Here is a 25,229-nt window from a genome sequence, read left to right on the forward strand (position 1 = left end):
TTTCCTCATTGAGTGACCGATACCAACGAGGGCTTCGATTAGCTCGTTTTCTTGTTGTAGGCCTGCCTCATAGCGTTGCGTTTGTTCTCCTGTGAGGATTTTCCCGCCGCGTTTGAGTCCCCGCCAGTGTTTTCTGGCAGAGACGCTATAGCTTTTCCCAGCACATCACTGGTGTCCTTCCACAGCTTGTTTTCTTTGCGCAGCTTGGCGTTTTCTCGTTGTAGTGCGTTGTACTCCTTGCGGGTAATGGTGACCATGTCGTTGTTGGTGGCCTTGGGCGTGTTCATGGGTTCTACCTTTCTTGTGTGCGTGTAGTGGGCAATCGTGCCGTTTGCGACTTTCTCGATCCAGCCATGCATCGCTGACTGCAAGATACCGTGTTTATCCAACAAGGCTTGTTTTGTCCCATGCGGGGCAGCCACATACTGGTGGACAAGTGAGATGATTGCTTCAGCGTCTAACACCACCGGTACAGGGGTAGTTGCCCCGGTATAGACTGCGGCGCGTTGTTGCTGGGTAAACGTGCCAAGATCAAAACGCTTCATCCACCGAATCACTCGTGATGCGTCCATGTCGTGACGGGCCAGCCAAACCTGCTTCGTCCCGTACGGCAGTTGGTGATAGATCCTGACCATCTGCTGTTTCTGAGTATTGCTATAGGTGATAATCCCGCGATCTGGGGTGTTGGGGATAAACACGACTGCCACAGCATCCGGCATGACCAACTCACTATCGGAAAGCGTGGCACCGGGTGCAAGGGTGACAGTCGGCAACGCCAGCACATCGCGTGCAGATGGCAGGCTTGCACGCCGACGTTTACGAGTTCTGCCGGGGTCGGGGTTGGTGTTGTAGTCTGCCCAATCCTTCTCCGGTGGGTTTGGTATCAGCGGGGGAATATCGTGCGGGGACATGGGTGTGGACCTCCTTCAGGTTCTGGCCCACAACCAGCCTGCCACCTAGGGCCAGTGAGGGAATTTGGTGCGCAGGCCAAGCATCACGACACCACATTCCCGAATCTCGAAAAGGCGACGCGACGTTTCCCCAGGTCGTCAACTCCACGAGGAGGAATTTGGTGCACTCCCCCTCACCTCAGTGCCAAAGCACGCAACTCTCTCTTCACGAGCTGGGTTTTTACCCCTTCCCCCAACAAGAATTGCGTCTTTTGGCACTGGCATCTCCCGATGGGACACCACATTCCCTCCCCGACCCCCATCGACCTGGGCTTTTCCAAACCCGGCTGCCAAAATCCAGGAATTTGGTGCGCGCATCCCCTGCCCAGACACCAAATTCCCGAATCTCCCGAAAAGGCGCCGCAGCGTTTCCCCAGGTTGCCGAACCCGCATATAGGAATGTGGTGCCAGGGACCAGGCCCCAGCGCCCACACACCCCCTACAACGCCAGCTCTGGGTGGATGTCCTTGTCGTTGAGGATGCGGCGCTTCCACATGCCCCACGCGCTGATCAACCACGCGGCCACTGCGAGCAGTGTGAGGACCACGATGGCGCGCAGCAGGCGCGGGTCTTCGGCGTGGTTGCCGAAGAAGGCGACGCGGATCATATCCACGGTAAAGCGCATCGGGTCCCAGTCGTGGACCCACTGGATGAACCCTGGCTGCACTTCGGGCGGGTAGAGGCCGTTGGATGCCACCAGCTGGAGGGACATGAGCGCCATGGTGACCAGTCTGCCGGTGGCGGGGCCGAAGACCATGTTGATGGCGAGGATCAGCGACATGAACACCCAGGAGCCGAACCACAGCACGCCGAACAGGCCGAGTGGGTGCTTCGGCTCGACGCCGATCGCGACGACCTGCACGAGCCACAGCAGCACGGCCTGCACGAAGCCGACGATGAGGGCCGGTAGCAGGGTGTGGGCGACCATGCGGAAGGGGTTGGTGCCGGAGTCGATGACGCGGCGCGAGAACGGCGCGAGGATCATGTAGAGCACCAGCCCGCCGATCCACAGGGAGAGGGACAGGAAGAAGGGGGAGAGGCCCTTGCCGAAGAAGGTGAGTTCGTCGCCGGTGTTGTTGTGCACGACGGGGTTGCCGGCGGCCTCGGTGGCTTTCTCGAGGCGGTCGCCTTCCCACGTCGGGGCTTTGTCGGCGCCTTCGTTGAGTTTGAGGCTGAGTTCGCCGGTGCCGTCGCTGAGGGTGACGAGGCCGTCGTTCAGGTCGTTGAGGCCGACGACGAGCTGGTTGGAGCCACCCGCGAGTTTGGAGGTGCCTTCGGCTGCGGAGTTCGCTCCCACGACGAGGCGGGAGGAGCCGTCCTTCAGCTTGCCGACGCCCACTACGAGCGTGCCGGAGCCGTCCTGCAGCATCCGCAGGCCCTGCGCCAGCGTCTGCGCACCGGCGGCGGCTTGGTCCATGCCGGAGCGGTACTTGGCGGTGGGGTCGTTGAGCTGGGTGGACAGTTCGTGGGCGCCGTTGCGCAGCCTGGTCAGGTCGTTGATCATCTGCGGGTTCATGGCGACGAACTGGTCGCCGTTGAGCTGAGCTTTCAGGCCGCGGGCCTGATTGGCCAGGTCGGCCGCGCCGGGGACTGGGGTGGCGTCGAGTTGGCGGATGGCCTGGTCCAGGGTGGCGTTGATGCTGTTGAAGGTGTTCTGGGCCACGTTGAGCTGGTCCGTGATGGAGGTCAGCTTGCCTACGCCGCCGGCGATGGCGGCTGCTCCGGCGCCCAGCTGGTTGGTGCCGTCTTGGAGGGCGGAGAGGCCGTCGGCAAGCTTGTTGGCGCCTTGGGAGGCTTCGCCGAGCTTCTCGTTGAGGGTGTTAGCGCCCTGCTGGAGTTCGCCGATGCCGGAGTCGAGTTGCTGCGCGCCGTCGGCGAGCTTCTTGATGCCGTTGTCGAGCTCCCCGACGCCGCCGTTGAGCTTGCCGGCGCCGTCCTTCAGTTTGCCGCTGCCGTCCTTGGCTTTGTGCGCGCCGTCATCGAGTTTGCCCGCGCCGTCGGCGGCTTTCACCATGCCGTCGTGGATGGTGTTGAAGCCGACGAAGAGCTGGTTGACCACCTCTTTACTCACGCTCTCTGAGATGACGGAGCTCATGATCAGGGTCACCTGGTTGCCCAGCATGGTGGGAATGAACCCGTTGGTCTCATTAAGGGAGATGTTGAGTTTCGCCTGGTGGGGGTTGTCGGAGTTGACGGATTCGGCGGCTTCGGAGAAGTCGCTGGGGATCTCCACGCCAAGGTAATAGGTGCCGTCGGCGACGCCCTTTTGGGCTTCCTCCGCGCTGACCAGGCGGAAGTCCATGGGTTGCTCGTCCATGAGCTCTTCCACGACGGTCAGGCCGTGCTCACCCTCGTCCGAGTTGACCAGGGCGACGGGCATCTTGTGCAGGTTGCCCAGCGGGTCGTAGTAGGACCAGACAAACAGCCCGCCGAAGAGCAGCGGGATGAGCGTGATGGCGATGATGGCGAGCGGCGGCAGTTTGCCGTGACCGAACTTTCGGAAGTTGCTGCCGATGTGCAGCCCTGCGATCATAGGTCCTCCTTGTTCACGCTGTTGACCAGCACTGGTTTGAGTTTTGCGACGTCGCGCAGGTTGTCGATGAATTCTTTGCGTAGTTCAAAGTTACGCAGCTGGTCTGGGTCGTCGACGATGATGAGCGGCGCGTCTGGTCGCGCGATGAGCGCGAGCAGTACACGCAGCCGCATCCGGTCGACGATGCTGAGGTCGCCGATGCCGAGCTTGAGTTTGTCCTCGTCCAGGTCGAATTGGAGGGGTTCCAGCCAGGGTTCGACAAGTTCGTGGCCGAGCAGGTCACGCGGGATGCGCCGGAAGAACGGCAGCTCCCAGGAGATTTGCTCCCGGATGATTTCCTTGGTGGGCACGGAGCGCTCGACGGAGTCGATGAGCGAGATGCCCGCCAGGGCGATCTCGGGGAAGCGTTGGCGGGCGGTGGTGGGCTCGTCGAAAAGCTCGATGGTGCCGCTGTGTGGTTCGTAGCGGCCGGCGAGCGCCATACTCAGTGTGGACGCGCCGGACTCGCGCGGCGAGGTGACCAGCGTGAACCCTTCGCCAACCTCGAGGTTGACCGGGTTGTTCCCTGGGCGCACGACGACGTCGACGGCTCGTAGGATGCAGTCCATTGAACACCTACTTTGGTTGATTTTCGTTGCAGAATGGTGCTAAGCGTAGGATTGACTATCAGTTAATGTCAAGCGGAAAGGAAGCACCATGCGAGCCGATGCGAGACAGAAGCGCGAACAGCTGATCCGGGCGGCGGTGGAGAACTTCCGCACCCGCCCGAACTCGGAGGTCACGCTTGGCGAGATCGCGGAGCACGCTGGGGTGGGCATCGCCACGCTGTACAGGCACTTTCCGACGCGCGCCGACCTGCGCCAGGCGTGCGCCCTCGAGTTCATTGACGTGCTCGACGCGAAGCTGGGGGACACGCTGGCCAAGTTTGACAGCGCCCCGGAGGAGCAGTGGCGCGCTTTCATTTGGGCGTGCGCCGACTCGGGTATCGGCATGCTGGTGGCGGCCCCGGCGGACGAGCCGCCGCACGCCCTGGAGCCCACGGTGCGGCAGCGCCGCGACGAGTTCTTCGCGCACGCCCAAGAGCTGCTGGACCTCGCCGCCGCTCACGGCCTGGTGGACCCAGCGCTGACTCCCTCCGAGATCGCCGCCGAGCTCATCGTGGTGACCCGCCCCATGAGTGCGAATCTGCGCAACCTTTTCCCAGACGTGAAGACCCGCCTGGTCAACCACCTGTTGCTGGCGTGGCGGGTGGACGCCAGCTAGCAGCTACTTCGTAGCGCGGCGCTGCTCGTCGTCGAGGGCGTCGAGGGTGCTGAACTGGTCGTCGGCGGAATCGGTGGAGTACACCAGCGTCGCCGTTCCCTCAGACCCGCCTTCAGTCGCGTCTTCCCGCAGCGCGTGCTTCGGCTCGTGGTTGCGCTCCTCGAGCTTTTCGCGCAGGTAGAACTCCCACAGCGCCCAGCCGCCGGCCGCGAGCGCGCAAGCACCGAGGGAGGCGAACAGGACCTTCGAGCCGGTCCCACGCTTGCGCGCTTCCTTCTTCAGCGCGATCTGGCGAGCCTTGCGGTCAGGGGCGGTCGCGGCGTGGAGGGCGCGGCGGGCGTCGATACGCGCGTGGCTGGCGCGGGTGACTTTGCCGGCCTGCTGGCGCGCGGCGTCGTAGATCCCCTCGAGCTGTGGCACGTCGGCGAGGTCGTGGAGGTCGTCGATGTTGTCGTCCTTGATGGCTTCGGTGAGTGCTTCGTAGACGTCGCGCTGCTGCTTGCTGTTGAGTTCGCGGAAGTAGTTCCAGGCGCCGCTGATGCCGCGCAGTGCGAGTCGTGCAGTGGTGAGGTTCATGTGTGCTCCTTCGTTGTGTTCTTTCCCAACCACCCTAGCGGGCTGCACCGACATGTGCCCCCACAGTCCGCACGAAGTAGACCAAGCGGTTCAGTTTTGGGAAATATTATTCACATTTCGCAGGTCGCTGACCTGTGGCAATACATCGCGATACGCAAAAGTAGTTGTGCACCCTTGCGGCCAGTCTTAAATTTCATTGCACCCCATCAACAGGAAGCAACAGAAGGCAGGTGAGTCAGGTGCGGCAGGCAACGTTGGAAACGCGGATCTCGGCGTCGGCACCGTTGGACGGCATCGAGGAGGAGCTCGCACCACGCCCGCAGCGGGCACGCACGGCGCTCAGCTTCGAGGTGATCCCACCGCGTCACAGCGCCGACTCCGCCAAGCTCGACGCCCTCATCCAAGGGCTCGCCGCCTACCAACCCGACTACGTGTCGGTCACCAGCTCGCACCGCAGCGACTGGTTGGAAGGCACCGCCCGCCTCATCGAGCGCATCGCGCAGACCACGAGCATGCGCCCTATCGCGCACCTCGCCTGCACCGCCGGCACGCCCGACGAGCTGCGGCAGTGGATCACCCAGCTTATCGACGCCGGCGTCCGCGGATTCCTCGCCCTTCGCGGCGACATCCCAGCCGGACTCGACCGCCTGCCCGACACACACCTGCAGTACGCGACGGACTTGCTCAACCTGATCCAGGACGTCGCTGACGCACAGGCCTACCGCCTCGCGGCGGGCAAGCTGGCGCTGTCGGTGGCCTGCTACCCGCGGGGACACGCGGAGAGCACCAGCGACGACCAGGACCTGGACGTGTTGCTGGCCAAGCAGCGCCTCGGCGCCGACTTCGCCATCACGCAGCTGTTCTTCGACGCGCAGGACTACCTCAGCTTCGCGGAGCGTGCCCGGCTCGCCGGGGTGCGCATCCCGCTGATCCCCGGCATCATGCCGATGACCAGCGTGAACCGGGTGCGCAGGATGGGTGAGTTGTCCGGTGTGGCACCCCCGGTGGACGTCATCAAGCAGCTTGAAGCGGCGCGGACACCGGAGGAAGAGCACCAGATTGGCATGCGACTCACCGTTGCATTAGCGCGCACGATTCTGCAGGCCGGCGCCGGTGGCCTGCATGTTTACACACATAACGACTTAGCAGTAACACGTGAACTATTGAAAGGACTCAACCTGTGAGCACCGTAGCATTCCCCACCACGACCATCGAGGGCTACCCGAGGATCGGCGCGCAACGCGAACTGAAGCGCGCCCTGGAGTCCTACTGGTCCGGGCAGATCGACGCGGACACGTTCCGCTCCACGACGCGCGCCCTGCGCATCGATACGTACAACCACCTGCGTGACCTCGGTCTCTCCGAGCCCTACGCCATCCCGGCGGACGTCGCCCTCTACGACCACGTCCTGGAGACCGCGCTGACCGTCGGCCTCGTCGCCGGCGGCACCGACCTTGACGAGGAGTTCGCGCTTGCTCGCGGCACCGCCACCCGCGTGCCGCTGGAGATGACCAAGTGGTTCGACACCAACTACCACTACCTCGTGCCCGAGGTCGCCGCTGGTCAGGAGATCACGCCGGTGCCGGACCGCATCGTGCGCATCGTGGAGGAGGCCCGCGAGGCCGGCCACCAGGTTCGCCCGTACCTCGTCGGCCCGGTCACGCTCCTCGCGCTGTCGAAGCCGGTGGAGTGGTCCCTGCTCCCGGTCCTCGTCGAGGCATACGCCCAGGTCTTCGCGGCGCTGCGCCAGGCCGGTGTGGAGTGGGTCCAGGTCGCCGAGCCGATCGTCGTCGCTGACGTTGACACCCCGGATACCGATATCGCGCGCTACCTGGGTGAGGCATGGTCGACGCTCCTCGGCGCCGACGCCCGCCCGAACGTCTACCTGACCACCCCATACGGCGCCGCCGACGCCGCCCTGCCCGTCCTCGGCGAACTGAAGCCCGAAGCCCTCCATGTGGACCTGTCCCCATGGACCCTGCAGGCCACCCCTGACTACGTCGAGCAGGTCCGCACCCACGTCGCGCCCGAGACACTCCTCGTCGCCGGACTTATCGACGGCCGCAACGTCTGGGCCGCCGACCTCGCCGAACGCACCGAAATCCTCACCACCCTCGGCGCCACATCGGTGACCACGTCCACCTCGCTGCAGCACGTGCCGCACACCCTCAAGGCCGAGCGCAACCTGCCCGTCGACGTCGCCACCTGGCTCGCCTTCGCCGACGAGAAGATCGCCGAAGCCCTCGCCCTGAGCGCCGGCCCGCAGGCCGCCGAGGTCGCGTTCGCCGCATCTGCACGGGTCGCGCGGACCCGCGCGGAGTCCCCGCTGCGCCACGACGAGGCCGTCGCCAAGCGTCTTGGCACTCTTCCTGCAGGTCAGGTGCAGCGCCAGCCCCTGTTCGCCGAGCGCCAGCAAGCCCAGCGCGAGGCGCTGAACCTCCCCAGCTTGCCGACGACCACCATCGGCTCCTTCCCACAAACCCCCGAGATCCGCCAAGCCCGCGCCGCACACCGCAACGGCACACTCAGCGACGCTCAATACAAGGAAGCGCTGCAGCAAGAAATCAAGCAGGTCATCGAACTGCAAGAAGAAATCGGCATCGACGTCCTCGTCCACGGCGAAGCCGAACGCAACGACATGGTCCAGTACTTCGCCGAACTCCTCGACGGCTTCGTCGTCACCGAAAACGGCTGGGTCCAGTCCTACGGCTCCCGCTGCACCCGCCCACCAATCGTTTACGGCGACGTCTCCCGACCAGCCCCAATGACCGTCGAATGGGCCACCTACGCCCAATCCCTCTCCAACAAGCCAGTCAAGGGCATGCTCACCGGCCCTGTCACCATCCTGGCCTGGTCCTTCAAACGCGACGACGTCCCCCTGTCCGTCTCCGCCGACCAAATCGGCGCCGCCCTCGCCGACGAAGTCCGCGACCTCGAGGAAGCCGGCATCAGCATCATCCAAATCGACGAGCCCGCCCTGCGCGAACTCCTCCCACTCCGAGCAAAGGATCGCCCGTCCTACCTCGACTGGGCCGTCCGCTCCTTCCGACTCGTCTCCTTGAACGCCACACCGACCACCCAGATCCACACCCACCTCTGCTACTCAGAGTTCGGCCAGATCATCGACGCAGTCGCCGGCCTCGACGCCGACGTCACCTCCATCGAAGCCGCCCGCTCTCGCATGGAACTGCTTGCCGACATCGACGACTCCTTCCACTCCGAAATCGGCCCCGGCGTCTGGGACATCCACTCACCACGCGTCCCTTCCGTCGAGGAAATCGTCGAACTGCTCCAAGCAGCACTGCGTCACGTCCCAGCCGAACACCTCTGGGTCAACCCCGACTGCGGCCTGAAGACGCGCAAGTATGAGGAAGTGGTGCCGTCGCTACGCAACCTGGTTGCCGCACGCGACGCGGTGCTCGCCCAGCGCTAACACCGGACGAGGGGCGTGGAGGGTCGTGTACGCTGTACACCATGACTCAAAAGACGCAGACAATGACGTTCCATACCAACCACGGCGACATCAAAGTCGACCTGTTTGGCAACCACGCCCCACACACCGTTGACACCATCACCGGCCTGGCGAAGGGCACCCTCGACTACTCCACCAAGAACGCCTCCGGCACCACCGAAGGCCCCTTCTACGACGGCGCCATCTTCCACCGCATCATCCCCGACTTCATGATCCAGGGCGGCGACCCAACCGGCACCGGCACCGGCGGCCCAGGCTTCCAGTTCGCCGACGAGTTCCACCCAGAACTCCAGTTTGACCGCCCATACCTGCTGGCCATGGCCAACGCCGGCCCAGGCACCAACGGTTCCCAGTTCTTCATCACCGTCGCCGAAACCCCGTGGCTGAACAACCGCCACACCATCTTCGGCGAGGTCACCGATGAGGCTTCCCGCAAGGTCGTCGACGAGCTTGCCAACGTCCCGACCGGCCGCATGGACCGCCCCGTCGAGGACGTCGTGATCAACTCCGTCACCGTGGAGTAGCTTTATTTTTTGTCTTAGGCCCCGCCTTTTTGGTGGGGCCTTTGGCGTTCTTAGGTCTCGAGTGCCGTGAGTGCCAAAGGACGCACCCCCTAAAGGCTAGCCCATTGATGACCAGGCGTTTTGATGGCGGTTTTTTCGGGATTGCGTCCTTTGGCACTCAAGTGCCCGGGACGCGCACCACATTCCCATCTTGCCGAATCGCGACCTGGGAAAACGCCGAGCGCCCCGCGAAAACGCTTTATGTCAAGTGGTTGTGAACATGGTTGGGTGTTAGATCGTGATGGGTTGTGGGGGCGGGGCGGTTTGGGTAGTGGTGCGGATGATGCTGACTTCTGCCGGAATGCCTGTGCCAGCTGCGGTGTTCGGAAGTTGAGTGATGATGCCTTCGCGTAGCGCGTTTCGCATCCCCTCCTCGCGTTGGTGTTGCAGTTTGTCCCAGGTGCCGTCGAGGATTGCTTGTGGTGGGTAGTAGTTGATTCCACTGTGGGGAGTGGCGTTATAGACCGGCACCCATTCGTTGAGCCAGTTTTTGGCGTGGCCGAGTGTGGCAAACGTTTTCGGGTAGTAGGTCCTGCCTTTCATCGTGTGGAATACCGACTCGGTATGCGGATTGTCGTTGCTGGTGTGAGGCCGGTTAAATGAGCGGGCCACACCGTGTTTGGCGAAGAGTTTGCCGAGGCGTTTGCTTGTCATCGCACTGCCGTTATCAGAGTGCACGGTTTTCACGTGGGGAAAACGAGTCAGGATGTCGTCAAACATTGCTGCTGCTACGTGGCTGTTTTCGCGTTCTGCTACGACGCAGCCAACGATTGCGCGGGAGTACAGGTCAATGACCGTGTGGCATGCGAAGTTTTGTCCGACGTATTGGCCAGGCAAGAAGGTAATGTCCCAGCACAGTACCTGGCCTGGTGCTGTGGCGCGTACATGTGGCGGGGAGGCGTTTCGTTTGCGTTGAGCTTGCTTGGCTTTGGTGTTGTGTCGTTGGTAGAGCAATCGTCCATGTTTTTTGGCAACTCGGTAGAAACTGCGCAGGCTTGCCAGGTAAATCCCGTTGTTTAACGCGGCGTAAAACACCTGGTCCACCCCGGAATGTGGATTGGCGTCTAGCAATTCCAAGATGCGCTCGACAGTGGTATCGGACAGTCGGTTGATCCGTCGTTTGTCGTAGGCAATTGGATCGGCAACACGTGGGCGTGGCTTCGTTTGATAGAACACGCGGCTGCGTGAGACTCCGATGATGCGCATTGCGTGAGTTTTCGAATAGCCACAGTCAACTAACTGGTCAATCAGTGTTTCTTCTGCGTGTTGTCCTTGGTCGTAGAGGCGTTGTTGGTCTTGAGTGAGGACTCTTCCGCCACGTTTGAGTCCACGCCATGTTGCCCTGGCATGGTCGCTAAAGCTTTTCCCAACACATCAGTGGCTAGTTCAGCCCGCTCTGCTCTTTCTGTTGCCTTATCCAGGGCACGCTGCATAGCTTCCTCCCGACGCTTCGCATCGAGTTCGAGCTTGCGCTTTTGCTGCATCAACGCGGAGACTTCCTTGCGTAACTGCTGGATTTCAACGCACTCATCCATCGTCAATGTTCCAATCCTCCTTGGTGTAGTACGCGTGGTGAGATCACCATCGGCAACCATTGCTGTCCAGCGTCGCACGGTGTGGTCAGCAAGTCCATGTTCAATCAACCACGCTTCTTTCTGGCCATACGGCACCAGCTGATATTCAATGGCCATCTCACGGATGTAGTCAGGTGAATACCTTCCCCGATATGCTTCATCAACGCTGCGTTTGGCTCGTTGAATACCATCTAAACCATCAGTGGTGGACTTTGATAACTGTAATGCGCGGGCCCAGCGCTTGATATCGCAAGACTGGATTGCCTGTCGGGTGCACCATGGGCCTTTCGTGCCGTACGGCAACCGGTTATAAATCGTGATCATTTGTCGCTGCTGTGCTGGATGAAACCACCTGCCAGAGCCAGTAGTGCGGTACGGGGAGAACACGACTGCTACTGCTTGAAGTGAGGCCAACGTGTCTTCATCGAGTACTTGCCCCGCTGCCAGCACACGCGGTGGCATTGCTAGGATCTCTTTGACTTCCTCGCGTGATGTTTTAGTCTTGCCCCCGTGGGTCCTTACCGGGGTTGCAACGGTCGGTGGTGACGTCAACGCTGACGGCACCAACTCAGGCAACTGTGGGTCGGTCATGAACAAAACCTCCTATGGATTGACGTTCACAACCATCCTGACACTAAGGGAAAACCAGGAATTTGGTGCGCAGGGAAGAGGTGCCTGCACCACATTCCCTCGCTTTGAGTTGGCCAAGTTGTAAAAGCCTAGCTCGGTGACGGCTAGTCAGCCAGCGGGAGTGAAAATGTTCGGGCAGAGCAAACAATTGTGTGCAAAAATATTTGCATTTATCCTGCAAGGAAACACTACTCATACTAGGAGAAGCCCCGTGAAACGTTTTAGAACCGCTGCTTGTGGTTGTGTTTGATGGTCGCATGGATCACACTCGGTCTTTTAACCTATGTGTGGAGCCCTCCGGGCAACACCATCTATATCGGATAAATGCCTAGAATCCGCTGCCATAAGGGCCGGTTCTGACGTGCTTCGAGTTTCTTGGCATACTCTTGCAAATCACGGCTAGCTTTCGCCTGTGTCATTGGCAACTGCTCGATCATTCGTTTATGGGACTCGGTCAGTGGATACTTCCGCTCTGCCATTGCCTGATTAGTCATCAGCAGACTCCTTCCTATCCCTGTTATGACCTAGTACGGATAATAGTAACAAAATCTCTAGGTCTGAAACCCAGTTCTTCGAAGTAGTACCCGGCGAAAAGGTTGAATTCTTCGGGTTAAATTTATTGTCGTATTCAAGAATTGCCCGAGTAAACCCGATATCTTCTGAAGACTTCAACCCTGACTCCAGCATTGGGGTCAAAAAATGCCAACCTGCATTTTGCTGAGCGGGATTTTCTGCAAGTGTCATATCGATTGCCCACTGAACACGTTCGTAGTACGCAGAGCGGTCATCAGCATTTGATTTCTGCGACAGTGACTTGGTGGCGATACCTAACGTAAGTACGGCAGCTGCGGCAGCAGGTATCGCTCCTCGATATGAAAATATCGTCGCAAGCGATTCCTGCCAGGGCTTTTCCCAGAAGAGCACCAACCCCCAGTGCACCATGGCAAGGAATAACACGAAAGCAACGAGCAGAGCGGCAATGACTTGCGCGTTATTCCATTCGGCCCTGAAATTAATGTTCATTTTTCGCACGAGAATAAGGCTATCACTCAGATTCCTCCTGCTCAGATGGATTCCACAGGCCTCAAATTTACAAGATTTCAAGATCTGTCCCGGACTGGTTGAGAGGTGAGACTGGGGTGGAACTCCCCGAAGATACGGCCAATAGCCCTGGAAAACAGCTAGACCCCCAAATTCCGCATGTGCGGTGGAGGTCTGCAACGCCAATTTAGCATCAATCTGCATTCTGATGTTTTTAAGGCCGGGACATGCACCACATTCCCGCTTTTCAGCAGCCCAATCTGCAAAAGCCCAGGTCGGCGAGCGCGTATGAGGGAATTTGGTGCAGGACCAACCCCTAGAAACTCCCCGACCCGCCAGCGGCCGTGAACCCCGAGCTGAACGTCGTGTTCACACCCGAAGAGGAGGAAGAAGCAGCCGAGTTCGCGGCGGCGACGTTGGTGTTGTGCCAGGACTGCATCGCAACGAATGGGATGTAGGTGGGGTACCAGTAGTCCTTGTCGTAGATGGCTGGGGTGGTGAGTTTGTGGCGGTCTTTGACGTCGCTGAACTCTTTGTCTTTGACGGCGTCGAGGATGATGCGGTAGTCGGAGAGGAGGTGGAGGTAGTCGTCGAGGAAGGTGGGGCTGGCGGGGTCCGCATCCAGCTGCCGGACGCGCTCCTCCAAGGAGACGAGTTCTTGGCGGAGGGTGGCGTCGTTAATTGAGGTGCGTGCTTTGGTGATGTCCCTGCTGAGGCGGGCGAGGTCGGTGCGGCGGGTCGTGGTGTCGCCTTGTTCGATGTTGAAGAGGCGGTTGATGTTGTCTTCGGCGTGGCTGGTGTGGGTGAGGGTTTCGGCGGCGTCGGCGAGTTGTTTGCGGGCGCGGTAGGCAGCGGCGTCGTCGGAGATGGGGATGCTGCTGATGCCACCGGCGCCGGAGACGGTGTCGTGGAGTTGGAGGAAACGGTCGCGGACGTCGCCCCATTGACGACGCAGCTCCGCATCGGCAAACGCGCTGGTCAGGGAGTTGGCGCGGACGTCGATGCCGTCGAGGCGCCCGGCGAGGTCGGCGTATTCCTTGGTCACGAGCGAGTAGTCCGCCCGCGCCTGCTCGATCAATCGGCGGCGCCGGTTGCGCAGCGCGACGCCTGTGCCGCCAACAACGCCTGCCAACACGCCGGATCCCACACCGGCGCCGATGCCGCCCCCAATCCGGTCGTCGACTGCGGACTCGTAACGCTCCTGCTGCAGGCCGGCGGTGTCCATGGCGAGGCTCGCGCCGGCGAAGAGGGCGGCGGGGACGTTGTTGCTTTGTAGGCCGGGGACCATGGCGTCGATAACTGAGGAGACGCGCGATGATTCGCTGTGGAGGTCGAGGACGTCGGCGACGTCGTCGGCGGCGTAGATTGCGTGGTGGCGGTGCGCCATGTCGACGGCGAGGACGAGGGTGCCGTCGCGGAAGCCGTGTTTGTCCAGGATTTCGTCGGGGTAGTGGGCGCGGAAGTATTCCTCGATGGTGTCGTTGATGTTCTCGCGCGTGTTTTCGGCGTTGTTGAACGCGAGGATGTGGATGGTGCGCACGACTTCTGGGTGGTCGATGCGCTGGAGGTTCTGCTCGAGTTGCGCCTGGTCAGCTGGGGTGAGCAGGCCATCGGGGTTGGTCAGTTGCAGGCGTGGCGCCTCGGCGGTGGTGGCGATCGCGTAGTGTGCCGGGTCGGGCTCGTCGATGGCTGCGTAGGTGCCCGCGCCGACGCCGCCGCCGATCAGCAGGGCCGCCGCTCCAATGCTCAAAACTTGTGACCATGTGCTCATGCCCGCGATTTTATAGAAAACCCCGCCAAACCTACCCCGCAGTCGGCATGGCGGTGTTGTTGAGCTGCTCGAGGCTGTCGCGAAGTTGCAGGACTACGCCGACGTTTTCGTGGAAGATGTCCATGATGGAGCCGTTTTCGTCGAAAGGCGGTTGGGTGAGCTCGTGCGCTTCGACGACGCCGTTGCGGATCACCTCGCTGACGACGGTGTTGAGGAACGTGCGCTGCACGGAGTTGAGGTCGGTGGAGTGCAGCAGTTCCTCGAAGTGCGCTTCGACGGCGGCGGCGTCCATCCCGACGACTTCGCGCAGGAAGAGGCCGAGTTTGGCCTGGTGGGTGTCGGCGAGTTCGGCGGCGCCGTCGACGTGGGCGTTGAGTAGCAGCTGACGGAGTTCGTCGAGGTCATGCGTGCTGAGCTGTTGCGCGTTGCGGAGTTTGCGCAGCGCCAGGCTGGTGGTGTTGCCTTCGAGTGCGCGGCGGAGTTCTTCTTCGACGACGGAGCTTTCGCGCTGGGTGCCGCCGGTGGCTTGGAGGGTGCTTTGTTCGAGTTCGCCGAGTTCGTCTTCGATGTCGGTGATCACTACGGCGCGTTGTGCTTTGTCGAGGAAGACGGTGAGCCCGCGGACCGTTTTGCGGGCGTGTTCGAGGTCCCTGTAGGTCACGCCGTCCCACCATTGTGGGCCGGCGATCGCCTCGAGTAGCGCTGCGTTGTTGGCCACGGTGGGGATGTTGGTTTTCTGCAGTAGCGCCGCGGCGATGGTCGCGACTTTCTCCGCGAGCGCGTCCCAGTCGCCGCGTTCTTCGAATAGTCCGAGTTCGAGCTGGTAGATGAGGTAGTCGAAGCGCCGGGCTTGTTCTTTGTCGCCGGTCGCGGCGAAGGGTAGTGGCGCCAGCGCGGTCACGGCTTGTTGGTGGGTGTCGGCGTCGGCGGTGAGCCAGGGGGTGGCGTCGCTAAATCGTTCGAGGTAGGCGCGTGCTTCGGTGGGCACGAGGATGCTGCGGTGGGGCACGCTGCGCACGGCGTCCGAAAGATGCTTTGCGACGTCCCCTCGCACCTCATCCGTGGCCGTCAGAAGCAGGCGCGCGCGGGTGGTGAAGCTGCGCTGCGACAGCGAGATCTGGTGCGAGCCTTCCGTGGTGTTGGTGGTGCCGCTGAATTGGCGCACGTTGTCGCAGTAGTCGAAGATGTAGAAGCACGTTTTGTCCACGGCGGGGCCGAACAGGTCAGGGCGCAGGCGGGTGCCGCGGCCGACCATCTGCCAGAATTTGGTGGGGGAGTAGACGGGTTTGAAAAACACCAGGTTGACGACCTCGGGGACGTCGATGCCGGTGTCGAGCATGTCCACACTGATGGCGATGTCCAGGCCGGAGTCGGGCTGTTTGAACTCGGCGATGAGTGCTTCCGCGTTGTACACGCCGTGGGTGATCACTTCGGCGCGGGTGGCGGTGGTGGGGAAGATGGCCCGGTATTCGTCGGCGATGAGGTCGGCGTGGGCCTGGTTGCGGGCGAAGATGATGGTCTTGCCCAGCCGGTCCGCTCCGTCGACCTTCAACCCCTTGTCGATGACTTGGCGCAACACCTTCCGGATCGTGTCCCGGTTGAGCAGCTTCGCGTTGATCTCGGCGGCGTTGACTTCCTGGGGTGCGGAAAGTGGGTCGCCGTGTTCGTCGACACCCCATTCGGCGTTTTCCCACTCCAGCTGCTGCTCGGGGGTGAGTTCGCCGTAGGAGATGCCGCGGCGCATGAAGGTGGTGCTGCCGGAGAACACCTCGTAGGGCACAAGGTTGCCCTCCTCGATGGCGCGGCTCAGGCTGTAGTAGCCGGTCGGGGTGTCGGGCTCGCAGCCGAAGAAGGTGTAGGTGTCGTGGGAGAGGTTGCTGCGCGGGGTGGCGGTCAGCCCGACGACGAGGGCGTCCAGGTAGTCGAAGATGCGCCGATAACGCTGGTAGATGGACCGGTGGGCCTCGTCGACAATGATGAGGTCGAAGTCGAAGGAGTTGAAGCGTTGGCCCTCGCCGATCATGCCGATCATGGTCTGGTACGTGTTCACGTACACCTGGCCCTCGCCGGCGGGGTTGGTGGTCAGGTTGACGGGCACCGCCTCTGCGAGGTGCTCGTTGAAGGCCGCGTGCGCCTGCGTGACCAGCGCTTTGCGGTCCGCGAGGAAGAGCACGTTGCGGATCCAGCCGGCCTCCAACAGCATGGACACGGTAGCGATGGAGACGCGCGTCTTGCCCGTACCCGTCGCCATGACCAACAGCGCGCGGCGCTTACCCTTGCCGAACGCCTCCGCCACGGACTGGATCATCTCCAGCTGATAGGGCCTGCCGGCGATCTCGGTGATGGTGGCGCTGTGCGCGCTGAGCGGTTGGCGCTTGTCGCGCCGGGCGATGAGCGCCTCCATCGCGCGCACTGTTGGGTAGGACTCAATAGTGCGGGTTTCGTAGCCGGCACCGCCCGGCAGGTCGGCATCCCTGTCCCAAAAGCGCACTTCATACCCGGTGGTGTAGAAGATCAGCGGTACACGGCCGGTCGCGTTGCCGATGGCGTCGGCGTAGATCGCGGCCTGCTGGCGGCCGTCGTTAATGCTGCGGCTGGCCTTCTTCGCCTCCACAACGGCGATCGGCACACCCTGTGTATCCAGCAGCACATAGTCCACCTTCATGCCCGCCACCGGGTACTCCTCGATGAGCGTGCGGCCGCGCACAAACCCGGCCTCCTCCAGCATCGGCGTGATGATGTCACGGCGCGTCTGCGCCTCATCCACCGCCAACTGCGGCGCCGGTGGCGTCAGCTTCTCCTGCTGCTTGCGAATCTGCTCCCGCAGCTTCGCAATCTCCTCCTCATACCCCGCAGCCTTTTCCAGCTCCCGCTGCTGCGCCTCATCCAGCTGCAGTTTGTACAGGTCAGCCTGCTCCCTCGCGGACTTCTCCTTCGCCGCCAGCGCCATCATCTGCCGCTGGTTCAACGCCGCCTGCCGCGGTGCCTGCTTCAAGATCTCGACGTCAAACGGCGCAATCCCCCGAATCGTCTTCCCCGAGAAGTGCGTAGTTGCGAACACCATCACGTCATACAGGTGCTTCAGCGCCTGCAGCGCCTCATCGCTGGTGATGTGCGCTTCGCTGTGCACCGCGGTGTTGCCGGCCTTGCGCAGGATGTGCATCTTGGAACGGATCGTCTCCGACAGCAGGCGCGAGAAGTCCGGGTTGGTCAGTGTATCGAAGATGTTGGACTGTTTCTCCAGCCCATTCAGCGCCGCGATATGCCCAATGACCTGCTCTAACACGAACCGGGATTGGAACATCGACGCGCGCGGGTTGGTCAGCGCGGCATCCTCCGCATTGCGACACTCAATAATGAGCTGGGGCCATGCTTGCCCAACGAAGCCAAAGTTGGACGGACGTGGAGTGATGCTCACCTGATCGCCTTTCTTCCCGGTGCGCTCGTTCGCCTGCGCGTTATTCTATACCGTTGCGTTGTGGCTCGAAACCTACTCGAAACATGCTCGAAACGGATTTACATGTTTTGACCTGGGTATATCACCCTACTCGAAATCGTTTCGAGTAGGGTGATCCACATGAATACTGCGGTAAAGGTTGATGAGTTACTTACGCGCCCCGAAGATCAGTGGTTTGAGCGGAAATCGTTTCGTATTAAACCGAAGGATCTTGCGAAGGCGATTATCGCGTTTGCCAACGCCGAGGGCGGGGTCATCGCTGTCGGTATCACTGATCGACAATTCGATGGGTTGCCTAGCGCACGGCAGGACAACGACTTACGACAATCGGCGTTTGATCACACCGATCCAACGGTTCGAGTCGAGATCGAGAGCCTTCGCATTGATGACGCCACTTCTGTATACCTATTCCATATTTTGCCTAGTGAGCGTGTACATTATTCCAATTCGGGGGAGTGCTTCCTGCGCATCGGGGATGAAACGAAGCAGCTGGGCCCCGACGGCATTTTAGAGTTGCGGTATTTGAAGGGGGAGCAGCAGTTTGATGCAATTGTTCCACCACGTGCTGAGCCTGGAGACCTCGATATGGCGCAGGTCGAGCGGTATGCGGAGGCGATTGGTTCGGCCTCGGCCCAAGATGCGTTGAGGGCGCGAAACTTGGTAGATAGGGTCGGCAACCCGCGGACAGCAGCATTGTTGCTTTTCGGAAAACATCCGCAGGAGTTCTTTCCAAACGCTCATGTTCGTGTGGTCCAGTTCAATGACATAGATCGGTTGCCGGGTCATGGTCAGCAAATTCTTTACGACGAACGCTTCGACGGCACCCTGCCAGAACAGATTCAGCAGGCCAGAACTGCGATTAGCAAGATTCTTCCAAAAGTGCGCCGTCTTGTGGGCAGTGGGCTTTTTGAAGAGGAGGATTTGATCCCGCCGGATGTGTGGCTAGAGGGTTTGGTGAATGCGGTGATCCACAGGTCTTACAGTATGGCTGGGGATCACGTCAGGTTCGAGATCTATCCTGATCGGGTTGAGGTGTCTAGCCCTGGCAGGTTCCCTGGCTTGGTGGACCCGTCGAAACCCGAAGCAATTGCGAGGTTTGCAAGAAACCCGTTGATTGCGCGTGGGACTGCTGAGTTGCGGATTGGGCAGGAGTTGGGGGAAGGGATTCGACGAATGATCGCTGGTATGCGAAAGGCGAGTTTTGCAGACCCAGTGTACCGGCAGACAAGTGGCAGTGTTGTCTTGACATTGAAGGCAGTGCAACGCCTCGACGAGTCGCTTCGTGCGGACTTGCCGCGCTACTCAACAGAGGTGCTTGCAGCCTTGCAGGCAAGCCCACATCCCTTATCGACGGGCCAAGTGGCCAACGCCCTTCACCTCTCGAACCCTCCCGTCCGCCGTGCTCTGCAAGCACTCCGGGACGCTGGACTCGTGCAGTGGAACGGAAGCGGTTTGAGGGATCCTCGCGCAACATGGTCAGCGGTCAGCCCGCTGCGTTACTGATACATGACCAACGAACAAAAGTTCCCCACGGGTGCGTGGGGAGGTTTGTGTGGCCCTCTAGTTAGTCATTACTTTTGCATCGCTTCTATAAGGTACGGGATTGAAGATGACGGGCATGGCCCTTTTGCATTGGTGCATTGGGGCGCATTTCGGTCCAGTGGCGTTTTGCGCGTGCCGTTGCCTCAGGGTATCTCTCGACTGGGAACGTTACCCCGAGTTCTTTCGCATTGCGGCCTGTGAGATAGCGTTCCTTTTGCAGTACATCGGTCATTTTCTTCGCGTCGCTCCCGCCGTCGTAGAGGTGCCAATACAGCCACTGCTCAAATTGAGGGTTCGTTACTGCGACTGAGATATTGCTCTTTTGTGCGAGCTGAAGAACATCACCCAGGGTGGTGTGTTGGTCACAATCGACGACTAGGAACGCGCGGTCAAAGTTGTCGGACTTCAGATGGTTCTCGCATGTATCAAGAACTCGCTTGGGTTCTCCCTTACTAGGTACAACCTTGATGTCCGTGGCCACGTCGTTGGAACGCAGAATTTGTGCGAGCCTTTGGAAGTAAACTTGCTCAGACTTTCCTTTGTCGCCTTCTACAACAATCAGAAGCCGACTTTTCAGCTTCCGCTTTGCCCTGCTCTTGGGCTTTCTGGGTGTACCTTTACGCGCTGCCACGTTCCCCATTTTCTTGCCCCCGTCGTGTAGGTGATAGTTCTTCAACAGCACTTCGCATTAAACCTGGTAATAGATACGGTAGCGCGCCGAATCGGCCTTCCAGGTATTGCTTTGCAAGATTTGATGCCGGTTTCAAATCGCGGAAGTCCTGCAAGTTATAGAGCGTACTTGCACCAGAGCTGTCTTTTTCGGTGAACCAGACTTGCTCTTTCGTCAGGTTCGCAGAAGACTGCGGCTGGAGCAGGGTTACGTCATGTGACGTGAAGATCAGTTGGGCCCCGTGTGGGTTTGTATCTTGATCTTGGAACAGTGCGACGATTGCTTCGGCGAGAATGGGGTGGAGGCTGGTATCCAGCTCGTCGACGCAAAAAATTGTGCCGTCGCGGAGCGCTTCTAAGATGGGAACGGCCATGGCGAGCCATGCCAACGTTCCGGATGATTCATCGCGCATGAGAAAGCCGGCGTCGGCGGATTCGTTGCCATGGTGATAAAACCGCAGTGTTCTGTTTACGAAGTCGTGGTCGATCAGACTTTGGCCTGATAGAGCTTTCCCGGTCGCCTTCAGGCCCCGTGCCGCAGATCGCTCGAGAATCTTGCGTATTTCCGGGGGTAACTCTCGTTCATCTACATCAATTCGCGTGATTCCGATATCCGCTACTGCTGCGAGTGTGGTGAGTACGTTCAACGGAATTCGTTCATCGGCGATATCCGCCGCAATTCGGTCGAGGCGTTGCCGCCGGGCACTGTCGCTGATGTCGTAGAAATCGACGCCAGCGATAATGCTTCCCACAAACGACTGCAGTTTGTCGTGACCTGCAACGTAGCCACGGGAGAGCACAAGTTCTCGCGGGGCTGGAGATATACGTGGTCCCAGATACTTATGCCAGCTGGTTATGCCTTGTTCGGCGTCTCTTTCCAGAAGTCGTGTTGGGCGGGAGGAGAAATAACCAAGCAGCAGCTCGTGTTCAATGCGGTTCGCGGAAATGGAGAATTCGTAGTGATATCGAATTTCTCGGGCCGCAAGCTCCGGGCCGCCAATGCCACCGGTTAACGTGAAATCGAGTGCAAAGAAGCTGGGGGAACGTACAGAGTCCTCATCTAGCTTGAATGGAGATCGACGATTTTTCTGAAATTCAAGCCATCTGCTTGCAGAGCATTGGATTGCCTCCATTGCATAGCGCATTGCGTCGAGTACCGCCGTCTTTCCTGACGCGTTGGGTCCAAAGATGGCTGCAACCGGTAGAACGGCATCGGCCCAACTCTCACCTTGACGAGGAACTGCGGTGCGCCAGGAGCTGCGCGTCATTTCCAGCGCAAACTCATCACGGAAGCTACGGTGATTCTCCGCAATAAAGCTAAGCAGTCTCATGGAAGTAAGTTTAGGTGAGAAAAGCTCATTACGGGAAAAAATTTCCCCAGAAAGGCTTAATAAAGAAAATGATGCGGTTTTACTAACTCACCGATTGCACAATCCTGTACACCGTTGCTCGGTCGCCTTGGCCACCTTCCATGGTGACGATGCCCTCGCGAAGCAGTGGCGCGAGTCCGTAGCGCACTTGGCCTGTGGAAAGTCCGGTATTGGCTGCCAGTACGTTCACGGTGATACCGCTACCTGTCGCGGAGAGTGCCTGGTAGATCCGGGGTACGTTCTTGCCCAAGGCTTGGAGGTTGACCAGTAGGTCTTCCTCGGTCGGGGAGAGTCGGGTATTGGAGCCTATGTCTTCCAGCCGGGCATCGTGTTCTGCGCTGGAGCGGGAGCCTCGTGGGAACAGTACGGTGAATTGGACGCTGGTGTTGATGAAGCGGGGCGTCGCTACGCGTGATTCGCGGCAGGAGGTGATCGCTTCGCGGGTGCCGCCGCCTTCGTCAGCGTGGTTGTCCGCGCGGCGGAACCCCGCGACAGCTTGTGCGCCCCGCGGACAGTTCGACCTGTAGGCAGAGGCCGCCCGGGGTGTCCGCCCCGCCGTCCGCGGAACTTTGTGACAACCCGACACTCCGTTTCAGGTGAAACATAACTGGTCTGGGAGCAAGCAACAGTTTTACACTTTAACAGTATGGTTTTTGAAGTTTCACACTTTGATGACCTGCATGTTTAGCAGTTTGAATAGTGGGAAGCCCTCCTCAGTGCAAGCCCGTTGCCACAACATCCAGGAGTCCAATTGTTTCATGCCGATTTAGAGCACTACTTAGCCATTGTTGAGCGGGTTTATGTTGCGGTGCAGCGGAGTGGAAGGCATAAACGAGAATGTTGACATCAGGAATGATCATCGAGTACCGCCCACACAGCTTCTTTGTTGCTGAGATCAACTAGAGCCGGTCCGCCGCAATCGAAGGAGGGCAGGTTAACGGGGGTGTCTTCGGTACTGATGCGGGCTTCCTTCTTGAGGGCAGCGCGGACCGCCTCTTCGACGTATGAGCTCAAAGTGACATTGTTGGCTTTGGCTTGGACCTTCGTTTCTTCAAGGAGTTTCGGCGGGAGGTTTATCGTCGTGCGCATACCTTTAGGGTAGAAAGCATCAAGTCATCATTCAAGAGGTGCAATGATGTATCTGCCTTCAGGAAGCCGTGAAAGGTTGACTGGTGTCTTAATTCAGTGCGAGCGTCAGGATCAGTACTCCGATGGAGAATGCGAGCATGCCTAAGCAGTTGATCCAGAATGCGCTACCGAGGAAGTGGGCGCGGACATGGGCTGCTGCGGCCGCGCAGAAATAGGCGATGACTCCAATCATGGCTGTGATTCCTACGCCGGGGAACCAGAGGCCGGCAATGAGTCCTACGGCGGCGAGGCACTTGATGACAATGAGCGCCCACCACCAGTCCTTGGGGAGTTTGACGCCGCTGAGGCAGGCTTCGATGAAGGGGACTGGTTTGAGGGAGAGGGCGGCGTCGCCAAGCAGAATGGCTGCTAGTAGAAGGGAGGGCCAGGCTGGGGAAGATTCTAGGATCATTGGGTTACTCCGAATGCGGTGTTGAGGCGTTCGATCGATGAGGCGGCTTGGGATGTGAGGTGCTCGGTGTCGTAGATTCCGGCGGCCCAGCCGATGAGTAAGCCGAGGTAGACGTTGTACAGCAGGTCGGCGTACTCGGCCGCATCGGCGCTGCTGAGCCTGGTGCCGAGTCGCAGGGTGATTTCATCGGTCAGGAGCGTTTTGAGTGCGGTGAGCGCTTCGCCTTGATTGCCTTGTTGGATGAGTGTTGCGCCAAAGGCGCGGGAGAGCTCTTCGTGGCCGGTAAACATCTGGAGGAAAGGTCTCAGGACATCGAGAAGGCTATCGGATTGTCCCCGGATGTCATCGTGGAGTTCTGAAATGTGTTGGCCAATGGTGCGGATGAGCAGCGTTTGTTTGTCGCCGACTCCCATGACGGTTCCCACGCTAACGCCAGCTTCGGATGCGATAGTCCGGATGCTGGTGGTGGCGTAGCCCTGAGTGAGGAAGAGTTCGTAGGCGGTGGCTAGGACCTTGCTGACGGTGCCAGCTTTGGCGGCCGAGCGCGATGAGTGAACGTGTTCAGTGAACATGTTCAAAAGGGTAGCTCTTGATGGTTTCGAGGTCAATGACGCCGAAGTGTTGACAGTTGGCGCTAGGCCAGCGTGGGGAAGACGCGGTCGCGCAGCAGGTGTGCAAGCTCGCGGTCGGGGGCTGCTGGGTTGACCCAGGCGGTGTCGCCGATTTCGGCGGCGGCATGGGGTTCGTCGGCGGTGACGGTGCGGGTGTAGGTGAAGATGGTGCCGACGACGACCTCGCCCGGTTCGTTGGCGGCGGGAGCGTCGAAGGTGCCGAGTTTGTTGAGGCTCTCGGCGTCGAGGGTGAGGCCTACTTCTTCGGCAACTTCGCGCAGGGCGGCGTCGACAAGCGCCTCGCCCGCCTCGGGCTTGCCGCCGGGCAGTTGGTACTTGGTGGAGGACTTCTTGCGCACGGTAAGCACGTGGCCTTGTGGGTTGCGGATGACGACGGCTGCTACTTCAATCATGGCTGCTGATTGTAGGCGGCCTAGAGCAGCGGCAGGAGCACGAGGGCGAGATTGAGTGCGATGACCAGCGCGGCAAGCGTCCAGCCCACGGCCATAGACCAGGGTTTCGCGGCGAACTCACCCATGACGTCCCGGGAGCCGGCATAGCGGAAAAGCGGGATGATGGCGAAGGGGATGCCCAGGGAAAGAAGTGCCTGGCTGACCACCAGTGCCATAGTGGGGTCGACCCCGCAGCCGATGATGACCAGCGCCGGGATGAGCGTGACCAGGCGGCGGACTAGTAGGGGGACCTTGATGTGAAGCAGGCCGTCCATGATTTCGGAGCCGGCGTAGGCGCCCACTGACGTCGAGGCGAGGCCGCTGGCCAGCAGGCCGATGGCGAAGAGAACGCCGGCCAGCGGGCCGAGGTGGCTGGCAATCGCCGTGTGGGCCCCGGAGATGGTCTCTGTGCCGTCCACGCCGTAGAGGGCCGAGCCCGCCAGGACCAGCAGGCCCACGTTGACGAGCCCGGCGATGGACAGCGCCACGGCGATGTCCGCGCGGGTGCCGGCCAGCACGTGGGGGATTTCCAGGTCGGGGTAGCGCTGCTTGGTCAGGGAGGAGTGTAGGTAAATGGCGTGCGGCATGACGGTGGCGCCCAACATGGAGGCGGCCAGCAGGATGCTGTCCTTGCCCTCTAGGCGGGGGATGAGGCCGCCGGCCACGTCGGCGGGGTCGGGCGGGGCGATGGCGAGGCCGGCAAGGAAGCCGATGCAGATGACCAGGAGCAGGCCGATGACAAGCCCCTCGAACCACTGGTTCTTCTTCTGGAAGATGAGGAGAATGATGGAGACCGTGCCGATGATGAGCGCGCCCGCGAACAGGGGGAGGTTGAAGAGGAGTTGCAGGGCAATGGCGCCGCCGATGACTTCGGCGAGGTCGGTGGCCGCGGCGATGAGCTCGGCCTGGGCCCACATGCCTAGGCGCGCGCGGCGGGAGAGACGCTCGCCCATGATTTCCGGCAGGGAGCGGTGGGTGACTAGGCCCAGTTTGGCGGAGTGGTACTGGATGAACATGGCCATGAGGTTGGCCACGACGAGTACCCACACCAGGAGGTAGCCGTAGTGGGAGCCGGCGCTGATGTTGGCGGCTACGTTGCCGGGGTCGACGTAAGCCACTGCAGCAACGAAGGCGGGGCCGGTGAGGCTGATTAAGGTCTTACGCATAGGCATCTCCATACCAAAAGTTCAACTACTTGAAGTCTAGTTTTCATCG

The 25,229-nt window shown here is 60.5% G+C and carries 23 protein-coding genes; 5 read left to right on the plus strand and 18 right to left on the minus strand.

Annotated features, from left to right (window positions below; genetic code table 11):
- Positions 1-38: 38 nt before the first annotated feature.
- From KBP54_RS00090 to KBP54_RS00100, 3 genes are all read right to left on the minus strand, one after another.
- Positions 39-911 (minus strand): hypothetical protein, encoded by an 873-nt coding sequence (locus tag KBP54_RS00090; protein ID WP_256005845.1) that lies wholly within the window; start codon positions 909-911, stop codon positions 39-41.
- A gap of 478 nt (positions 912-1,389) precedes the next feature.
- The gene (locus tag KBP54_RS00095) at positions 1,390-3,483 is read right to left on the minus strand and encodes a YhgE/Pip family protein (RefSeq protein WP_256005847.1); all 2,094 of its coding nucleotides are present in this window, start codon (positions 3,481-3,483) and stop codon (positions 1,390-1,392) included.
- Positions 3,480-4,091, minus strand: coding sequence for an ATP-binding cassette domain-containing protein (locus KBP54_RS00100; protein WP_256005849.1), 612 nt, complete (start codon positions 4,089-4,091; stop codon positions 3,480-3,482). The genes KBP54_RS00095 and KBP54_RS00100 overlap by 4 nt, the downstream gene beginning before the upstream one ends.
- An 88-nt stretch (positions 4,092-4,179) precedes the next feature.
- On the opposite strand from KBP54_RS00100, the gene KBP54_RS00105 reads away from it, so the two are divergent.
- On the plus strand, positions 4,180-4,746 hold the full coding sequence (locus tag KBP54_RS00105; RefSeq protein ID WP_071573199.1) for a TetR/AcrR family transcriptional regulator: 567 nt from the start codon (positions 4,180-4,182) through the stop codon (positions 4,744-4,746).
- Between the two features lie 3 nt (positions 4,747-4,749).
- Here KBP54_RS00105 and KBP54_RS00110 read toward each other — a convergent pair whose 3' ends face one another.
- Positions 4,750-5,322 (minus strand): hypothetical protein, encoded by a 573-nt coding sequence (locus KBP54_RS00110; RefSeq protein ID WP_256005851.1) that lies wholly within the window; start codon positions 5,320-5,322, stop codon positions 4,750-4,752.
- A gap of 239 nt (positions 5,323-5,561) precedes the next feature.
- Between KBP54_RS00110 and KBP54_RS00115 the strand changes: the two genes are divergently transcribed.
- Genes KBP54_RS00115 through KBP54_RS00125 form a run of 3 tightly spaced genes read left to right on the plus strand, consistent with a single transcriptional unit; the run spans position 5,562 to position 9,318 of the window.
- Entirely contained in the window at positions 5,562-6,506 is a 945-nt protein-coding gene (locus KBP54_RS00115) for a methylenetetrahydrofolate reductase (protein ID WP_418904469.1), read from the plus strand.
- Positions 6,503-8,755, plus strand: a complete 2,253-nt coding sequence (gene metE, locus KBP54_RS00120) for a 5-methyltetrahydropteroyltriglutamate--homocysteine S-methyltransferase (protein ID WP_256005853.1) — start codon at positions 6,503-6,505, stop codon at positions 8,753-8,755. The genes KBP54_RS00115 and metE overlap by 4 nt, the downstream gene beginning before the upstream one ends.
- A 41-nt stretch (positions 8,756-8,796) precedes the next feature.
- A complete protein-coding gene (locus KBP54_RS00125) occupies positions 8,797-9,318 on the plus strand; it encodes a peptidylprolyl isomerase (RefSeq protein ID WP_070363359.1) in 522 nt (173 codons plus the stop codon).
- Between the two features lie 270 nt (positions 9,319-9,588).
- Here KBP54_RS00125 and KBP54_RS00130 read toward each other — a convergent pair whose 3' ends face one another.
- The 6 genes from KBP54_RS00130 to KBP54_RS00155 all read right to left on the minus strand — a co-directional run bounded on the left by KBP54_RS00130 (position 9,589) and on the right by KBP54_RS00155 (position 17,791).
- The gene (locus tag KBP54_RS00130) at positions 9,589-10,563 is read right to left on the minus strand and encodes an IS3 family transposase (RefSeq protein WP_070975143.1); all 975 of its coding nucleotides are present in this window, start codon (positions 10,561-10,563) and stop codon (positions 9,589-9,591) included.
- Positions 10,564-10,604: 41 nt separating this feature from the next.
- The gene (locus KBP54_RS00135; RefSeq protein ID WP_256005682.1) at positions 10,605-11,522 is read right to left on the minus strand and encodes a hypothetical protein; all 918 of its coding nucleotides are present in this window, start codon (positions 11,520-11,522) and stop codon (positions 10,605-10,607) included.
- 350 nt (positions 11,523-11,872) lie between these two features.
- Positions 11,873-12,055 (minus strand): hypothetical protein, encoded by a 183-nt coding sequence (locus KBP54_RS00140; RefSeq protein ID WP_070363358.1) that lies wholly within the window; start codon positions 12,053-12,055, stop codon positions 11,873-11,875.
- Positions 12,048-12,593 carry a hypothetical protein gene (locus tag KBP54_RS00145; protein ID WP_256005878.1) on the minus strand — a complete coding sequence of 182 codons (546 nt, stop codon included), beginning with the start codon at positions 12,591-12,593 and terminating at the stop codon, positions 12,048-12,050. Before KBP54_RS00145 ends, KBP54_RS00140 begins: the two co-directional genes overlap by 8 nt.
- A gap of 325 nt (positions 12,594-12,918) precedes the next feature.
- On the minus strand, positions 12,919-14,373 hold the full coding sequence (locus tag KBP54_RS00150; RefSeq protein WP_256005879.1) for a DUF5129 domain-containing protein: 1,455 nt from the start codon (positions 14,371-14,373) through the stop codon (positions 12,919-12,921).
- Between the two features lie 31 nt (positions 14,374-14,404).
- Complete coding sequence (locus tag KBP54_RS00155) at positions 14,405-17,791, minus strand: DEAD/DEAH box helicase family protein (protein ID WP_256005881.1); 3,387 nt, start codon at positions 17,789-17,791, stop codon at positions 14,405-14,407.
- Between the two features lie 159 nt (positions 17,792-17,950).
- Between KBP54_RS00155 and KBP54_RS00160 the strand changes: the two genes are divergently transcribed.
- A complete protein-coding gene (locus KBP54_RS00160; RefSeq protein WP_070363638.1) occupies positions 17,951-19,333 on the plus strand; it encodes an RNA-binding domain-containing protein in 1,383 nt (460 codons plus the stop codon).
- An 85-nt stretch (positions 19,334-19,418) separates the two neighbouring features.
- Here KBP54_RS00160 and KBP54_RS00165 read toward each other — a convergent pair whose 3' ends face one another.
- The 8 genes from KBP54_RS00165 to KBP54_RS00200 form a co-directional block, all read right to left on the minus strand.
- On the minus strand, positions 19,419-20,003 hold the full coding sequence (locus tag KBP54_RS00165) for an RloB family protein (RefSeq protein WP_168156208.1): 585 nt from the start codon (positions 20,001-20,003) through the stop codon (positions 19,419-19,421).
- Positions 19,990-21,372, minus strand: coding sequence for an AAA family ATPase (locus KBP54_RS00170; protein WP_070975474.1), 1,383 nt, complete (start codon positions 21,370-21,372; stop codon positions 19,990-19,992). The genes KBP54_RS00165 and KBP54_RS00170 overlap by 14 nt, the downstream gene beginning before the upstream one ends.
- Before the next feature lie 82 nt (positions 21,373-21,454).
- The gene (locus tag KBP54_RS00175; RefSeq protein ID WP_070363354.1) at positions 21,455-21,997 is read right to left on the minus strand and encodes a winged helix-turn-helix domain-containing protein; all 543 of its coding nucleotides are present in this window, start codon (positions 21,995-21,997) and stop codon (positions 21,455-21,457) included.
- A 260-nt stretch (positions 21,998-22,257) separates the two neighbouring features.
- On the minus strand, positions 22,258-22,500 hold the full coding sequence (locus tag KBP54_RS00180; protein ID WP_005292604.1) for a YlcI/YnfO family protein: 243 nt from the start codon (positions 22,498-22,500) through the stop codon (positions 22,258-22,260).
- A gap of 88 nt (positions 22,501-22,588) precedes the next feature.
- On the minus strand, positions 22,589-22,951 hold the full coding sequence (locus KBP54_RS00185; protein ID WP_005292602.1) for a DoxX family protein: 363 nt from the start codon (positions 22,949-22,951) through the stop codon (positions 22,589-22,591).
- Positions 22,948-23,523, minus strand: coding sequence for a TetR/AcrR family transcriptional regulator (locus tag KBP54_RS00190; protein ID WP_256005884.1), 576 nt, complete (start codon positions 23,521-23,523; stop codon positions 22,948-22,950). Before KBP54_RS00190 ends, KBP54_RS00185 begins: the two co-directional genes overlap by 4 nt.
- 62 nt (positions 23,524-23,585) lie before the next feature.
- The gene (locus tag KBP54_RS00195; protein WP_005292595.1) at positions 23,586-23,975 is read right to left on the minus strand and encodes an NUDIX hydrolase; all 390 of its coding nucleotides are present in this window, start codon (positions 23,973-23,975) and stop codon (positions 23,586-23,588) included.
- A gap of 20 nt (positions 23,976-23,995) precedes the next feature.
- The gene (locus tag KBP54_RS00200; protein ID WP_070363637.1) at positions 23,996-25,180 is read right to left on the minus strand and encodes an Nramp family divalent metal transporter; all 1,185 of its coding nucleotides are present in this window, start codon (positions 25,178-25,180) and stop codon (positions 23,996-23,998) included.
- Positions 25,181-25,229: the final 49 nt, after the last annotated feature.

It is taken from the genome of Corynebacterium pseudogenitalium, assembly GCF_024453815.1.
In the GTDB taxonomy this organism is placed as follows: Bacteria; Actinomycetota; Actinomycetes; order Mycobacteriales; family Mycobacteriaceae; genus Corynebacterium; species Corynebacterium pseudogenitalium.

What these genes read in the sequence shown, in the direction of transcription:
- KBP54_RS00190 (WP_256005884.1), bottom strand. Translation starts at nt 23,523, where the DNA reads ATGTTCACTGAACACGTTCACTCATCGCGCTCGGCCGCCAAAGCTGGC.
- KBP54_RS00095 (WP_256005847.1), bottom strand. Translation starts at nt 3,483, where the DNA reads ATGATCGCAGGGCTGCACATCGGCAGCAACTTCCGAAAGTTCGGTCAC.
- KBP54_RS00170 (WP_070975474.1), bottom strand. Translation starts at nt 21,372, where the DNA reads ATGAGACTGCTTAGCTTTATTGCGGAGAATCACCGTAGCTTCCGTGAT.
- KBP54_RS00135 (WP_256005682.1), bottom strand. Translation starts at nt 11,522, where the DNA reads ATGACCGACCCACAGTTGCCTGAGTTGGTGCCGTCAGCGTTGACGTCA.
- KBP54_RS00185 (WP_005292602.1), bottom strand. Translation starts at nt 22,951, where the DNA reads ATGATCCTAGAATCTTCCCCAGCCTGGCCCTCCCTTCTACTAGCAGCC.
- KBP54_RS00160 (WP_070363638.1), top strand. Translation starts at nt 17,951, where the DNA reads ATGAATACTGCGGTAAAGGTTGATGAGTTACTTACGCGCCCCGAAGAT.
- KBP54_RS00105 (WP_071573199.1), top strand. Translation starts at nt 4,180, where the DNA reads ATGCGAGCCGATGCGAGACAGAAGCGCGAACAGCTGATCCGGGCGGCG.
- KBP54_RS00130 (WP_070975143.1), bottom strand. Translation starts at nt 10,563, where the DNA reads ATGCGCATCATCGGAGTCTCACGCAGCCGCGTGTTCTATCAAACGAAG.
- KBP54_RS00200 (WP_070363637.1), bottom strand. Translation starts at nt 25,180, where the DNA reads ATGCGTAAGACCTTAATCAGCCTCACCGGCCCCGCCTTCGTTGCTGCA.
- KBP54_RS00150 (WP_256005879.1), bottom strand. Translation starts at nt 14,373, where the DNA reads ATGAGCACATGGTCACAAGTTTTGAGCATTGGAGCGGCGGCCCTGCTG.
- KBP54_RS00195 (WP_005292595.1), bottom strand. Translation starts at nt 23,975, where the DNA reads ATGATTGAAGTAGCAGCCGTCGTCATCCGCAACCCACAAGGCCACGTG.
- KBP54_RS00090 (WP_256005845.1), bottom strand. Translation starts at nt 911, where the DNA reads ATGTCCCCGCACGATATTCCCCCGCTGATACCAAACCCACCGGAGAAG.
- KBP54_RS00100 (WP_256005849.1), bottom strand. Translation starts at nt 4,091, where the DNA reads ATGGACTGCATCCTACGAGCCGTCGACGTCGTCGTGCGCCCAGGGAAC.
- KBP54_RS00110 (WP_256005851.1), bottom strand. Translation starts at nt 5,322, where the DNA reads ATGAACCTCACCACTGCACGACTCGCACTGCGCGGCATCAGCGGCGCC.
- KBP54_RS00140 (WP_070363358.1), bottom strand. Translation starts at nt 12,055, where the DNA reads ATGACTAATCAGGCAATGGCAGAGCGGAAGTATCCACTGACCGAGTCC.
- KBP54_RS00125 (WP_070363359.1), top strand. Translation starts at nt 8,797, where the DNA reads ATGACTCAAAAGACGCAGACAATGACGTTCCATACCAACCACGGCGAC.
- KBP54_RS00180 (WP_005292604.1), bottom strand. Translation starts at nt 22,500, where the DNA reads ATGCGCACGACGATAAACCTCCCGCCGAAACTCCTTGAAGAAACGAAG.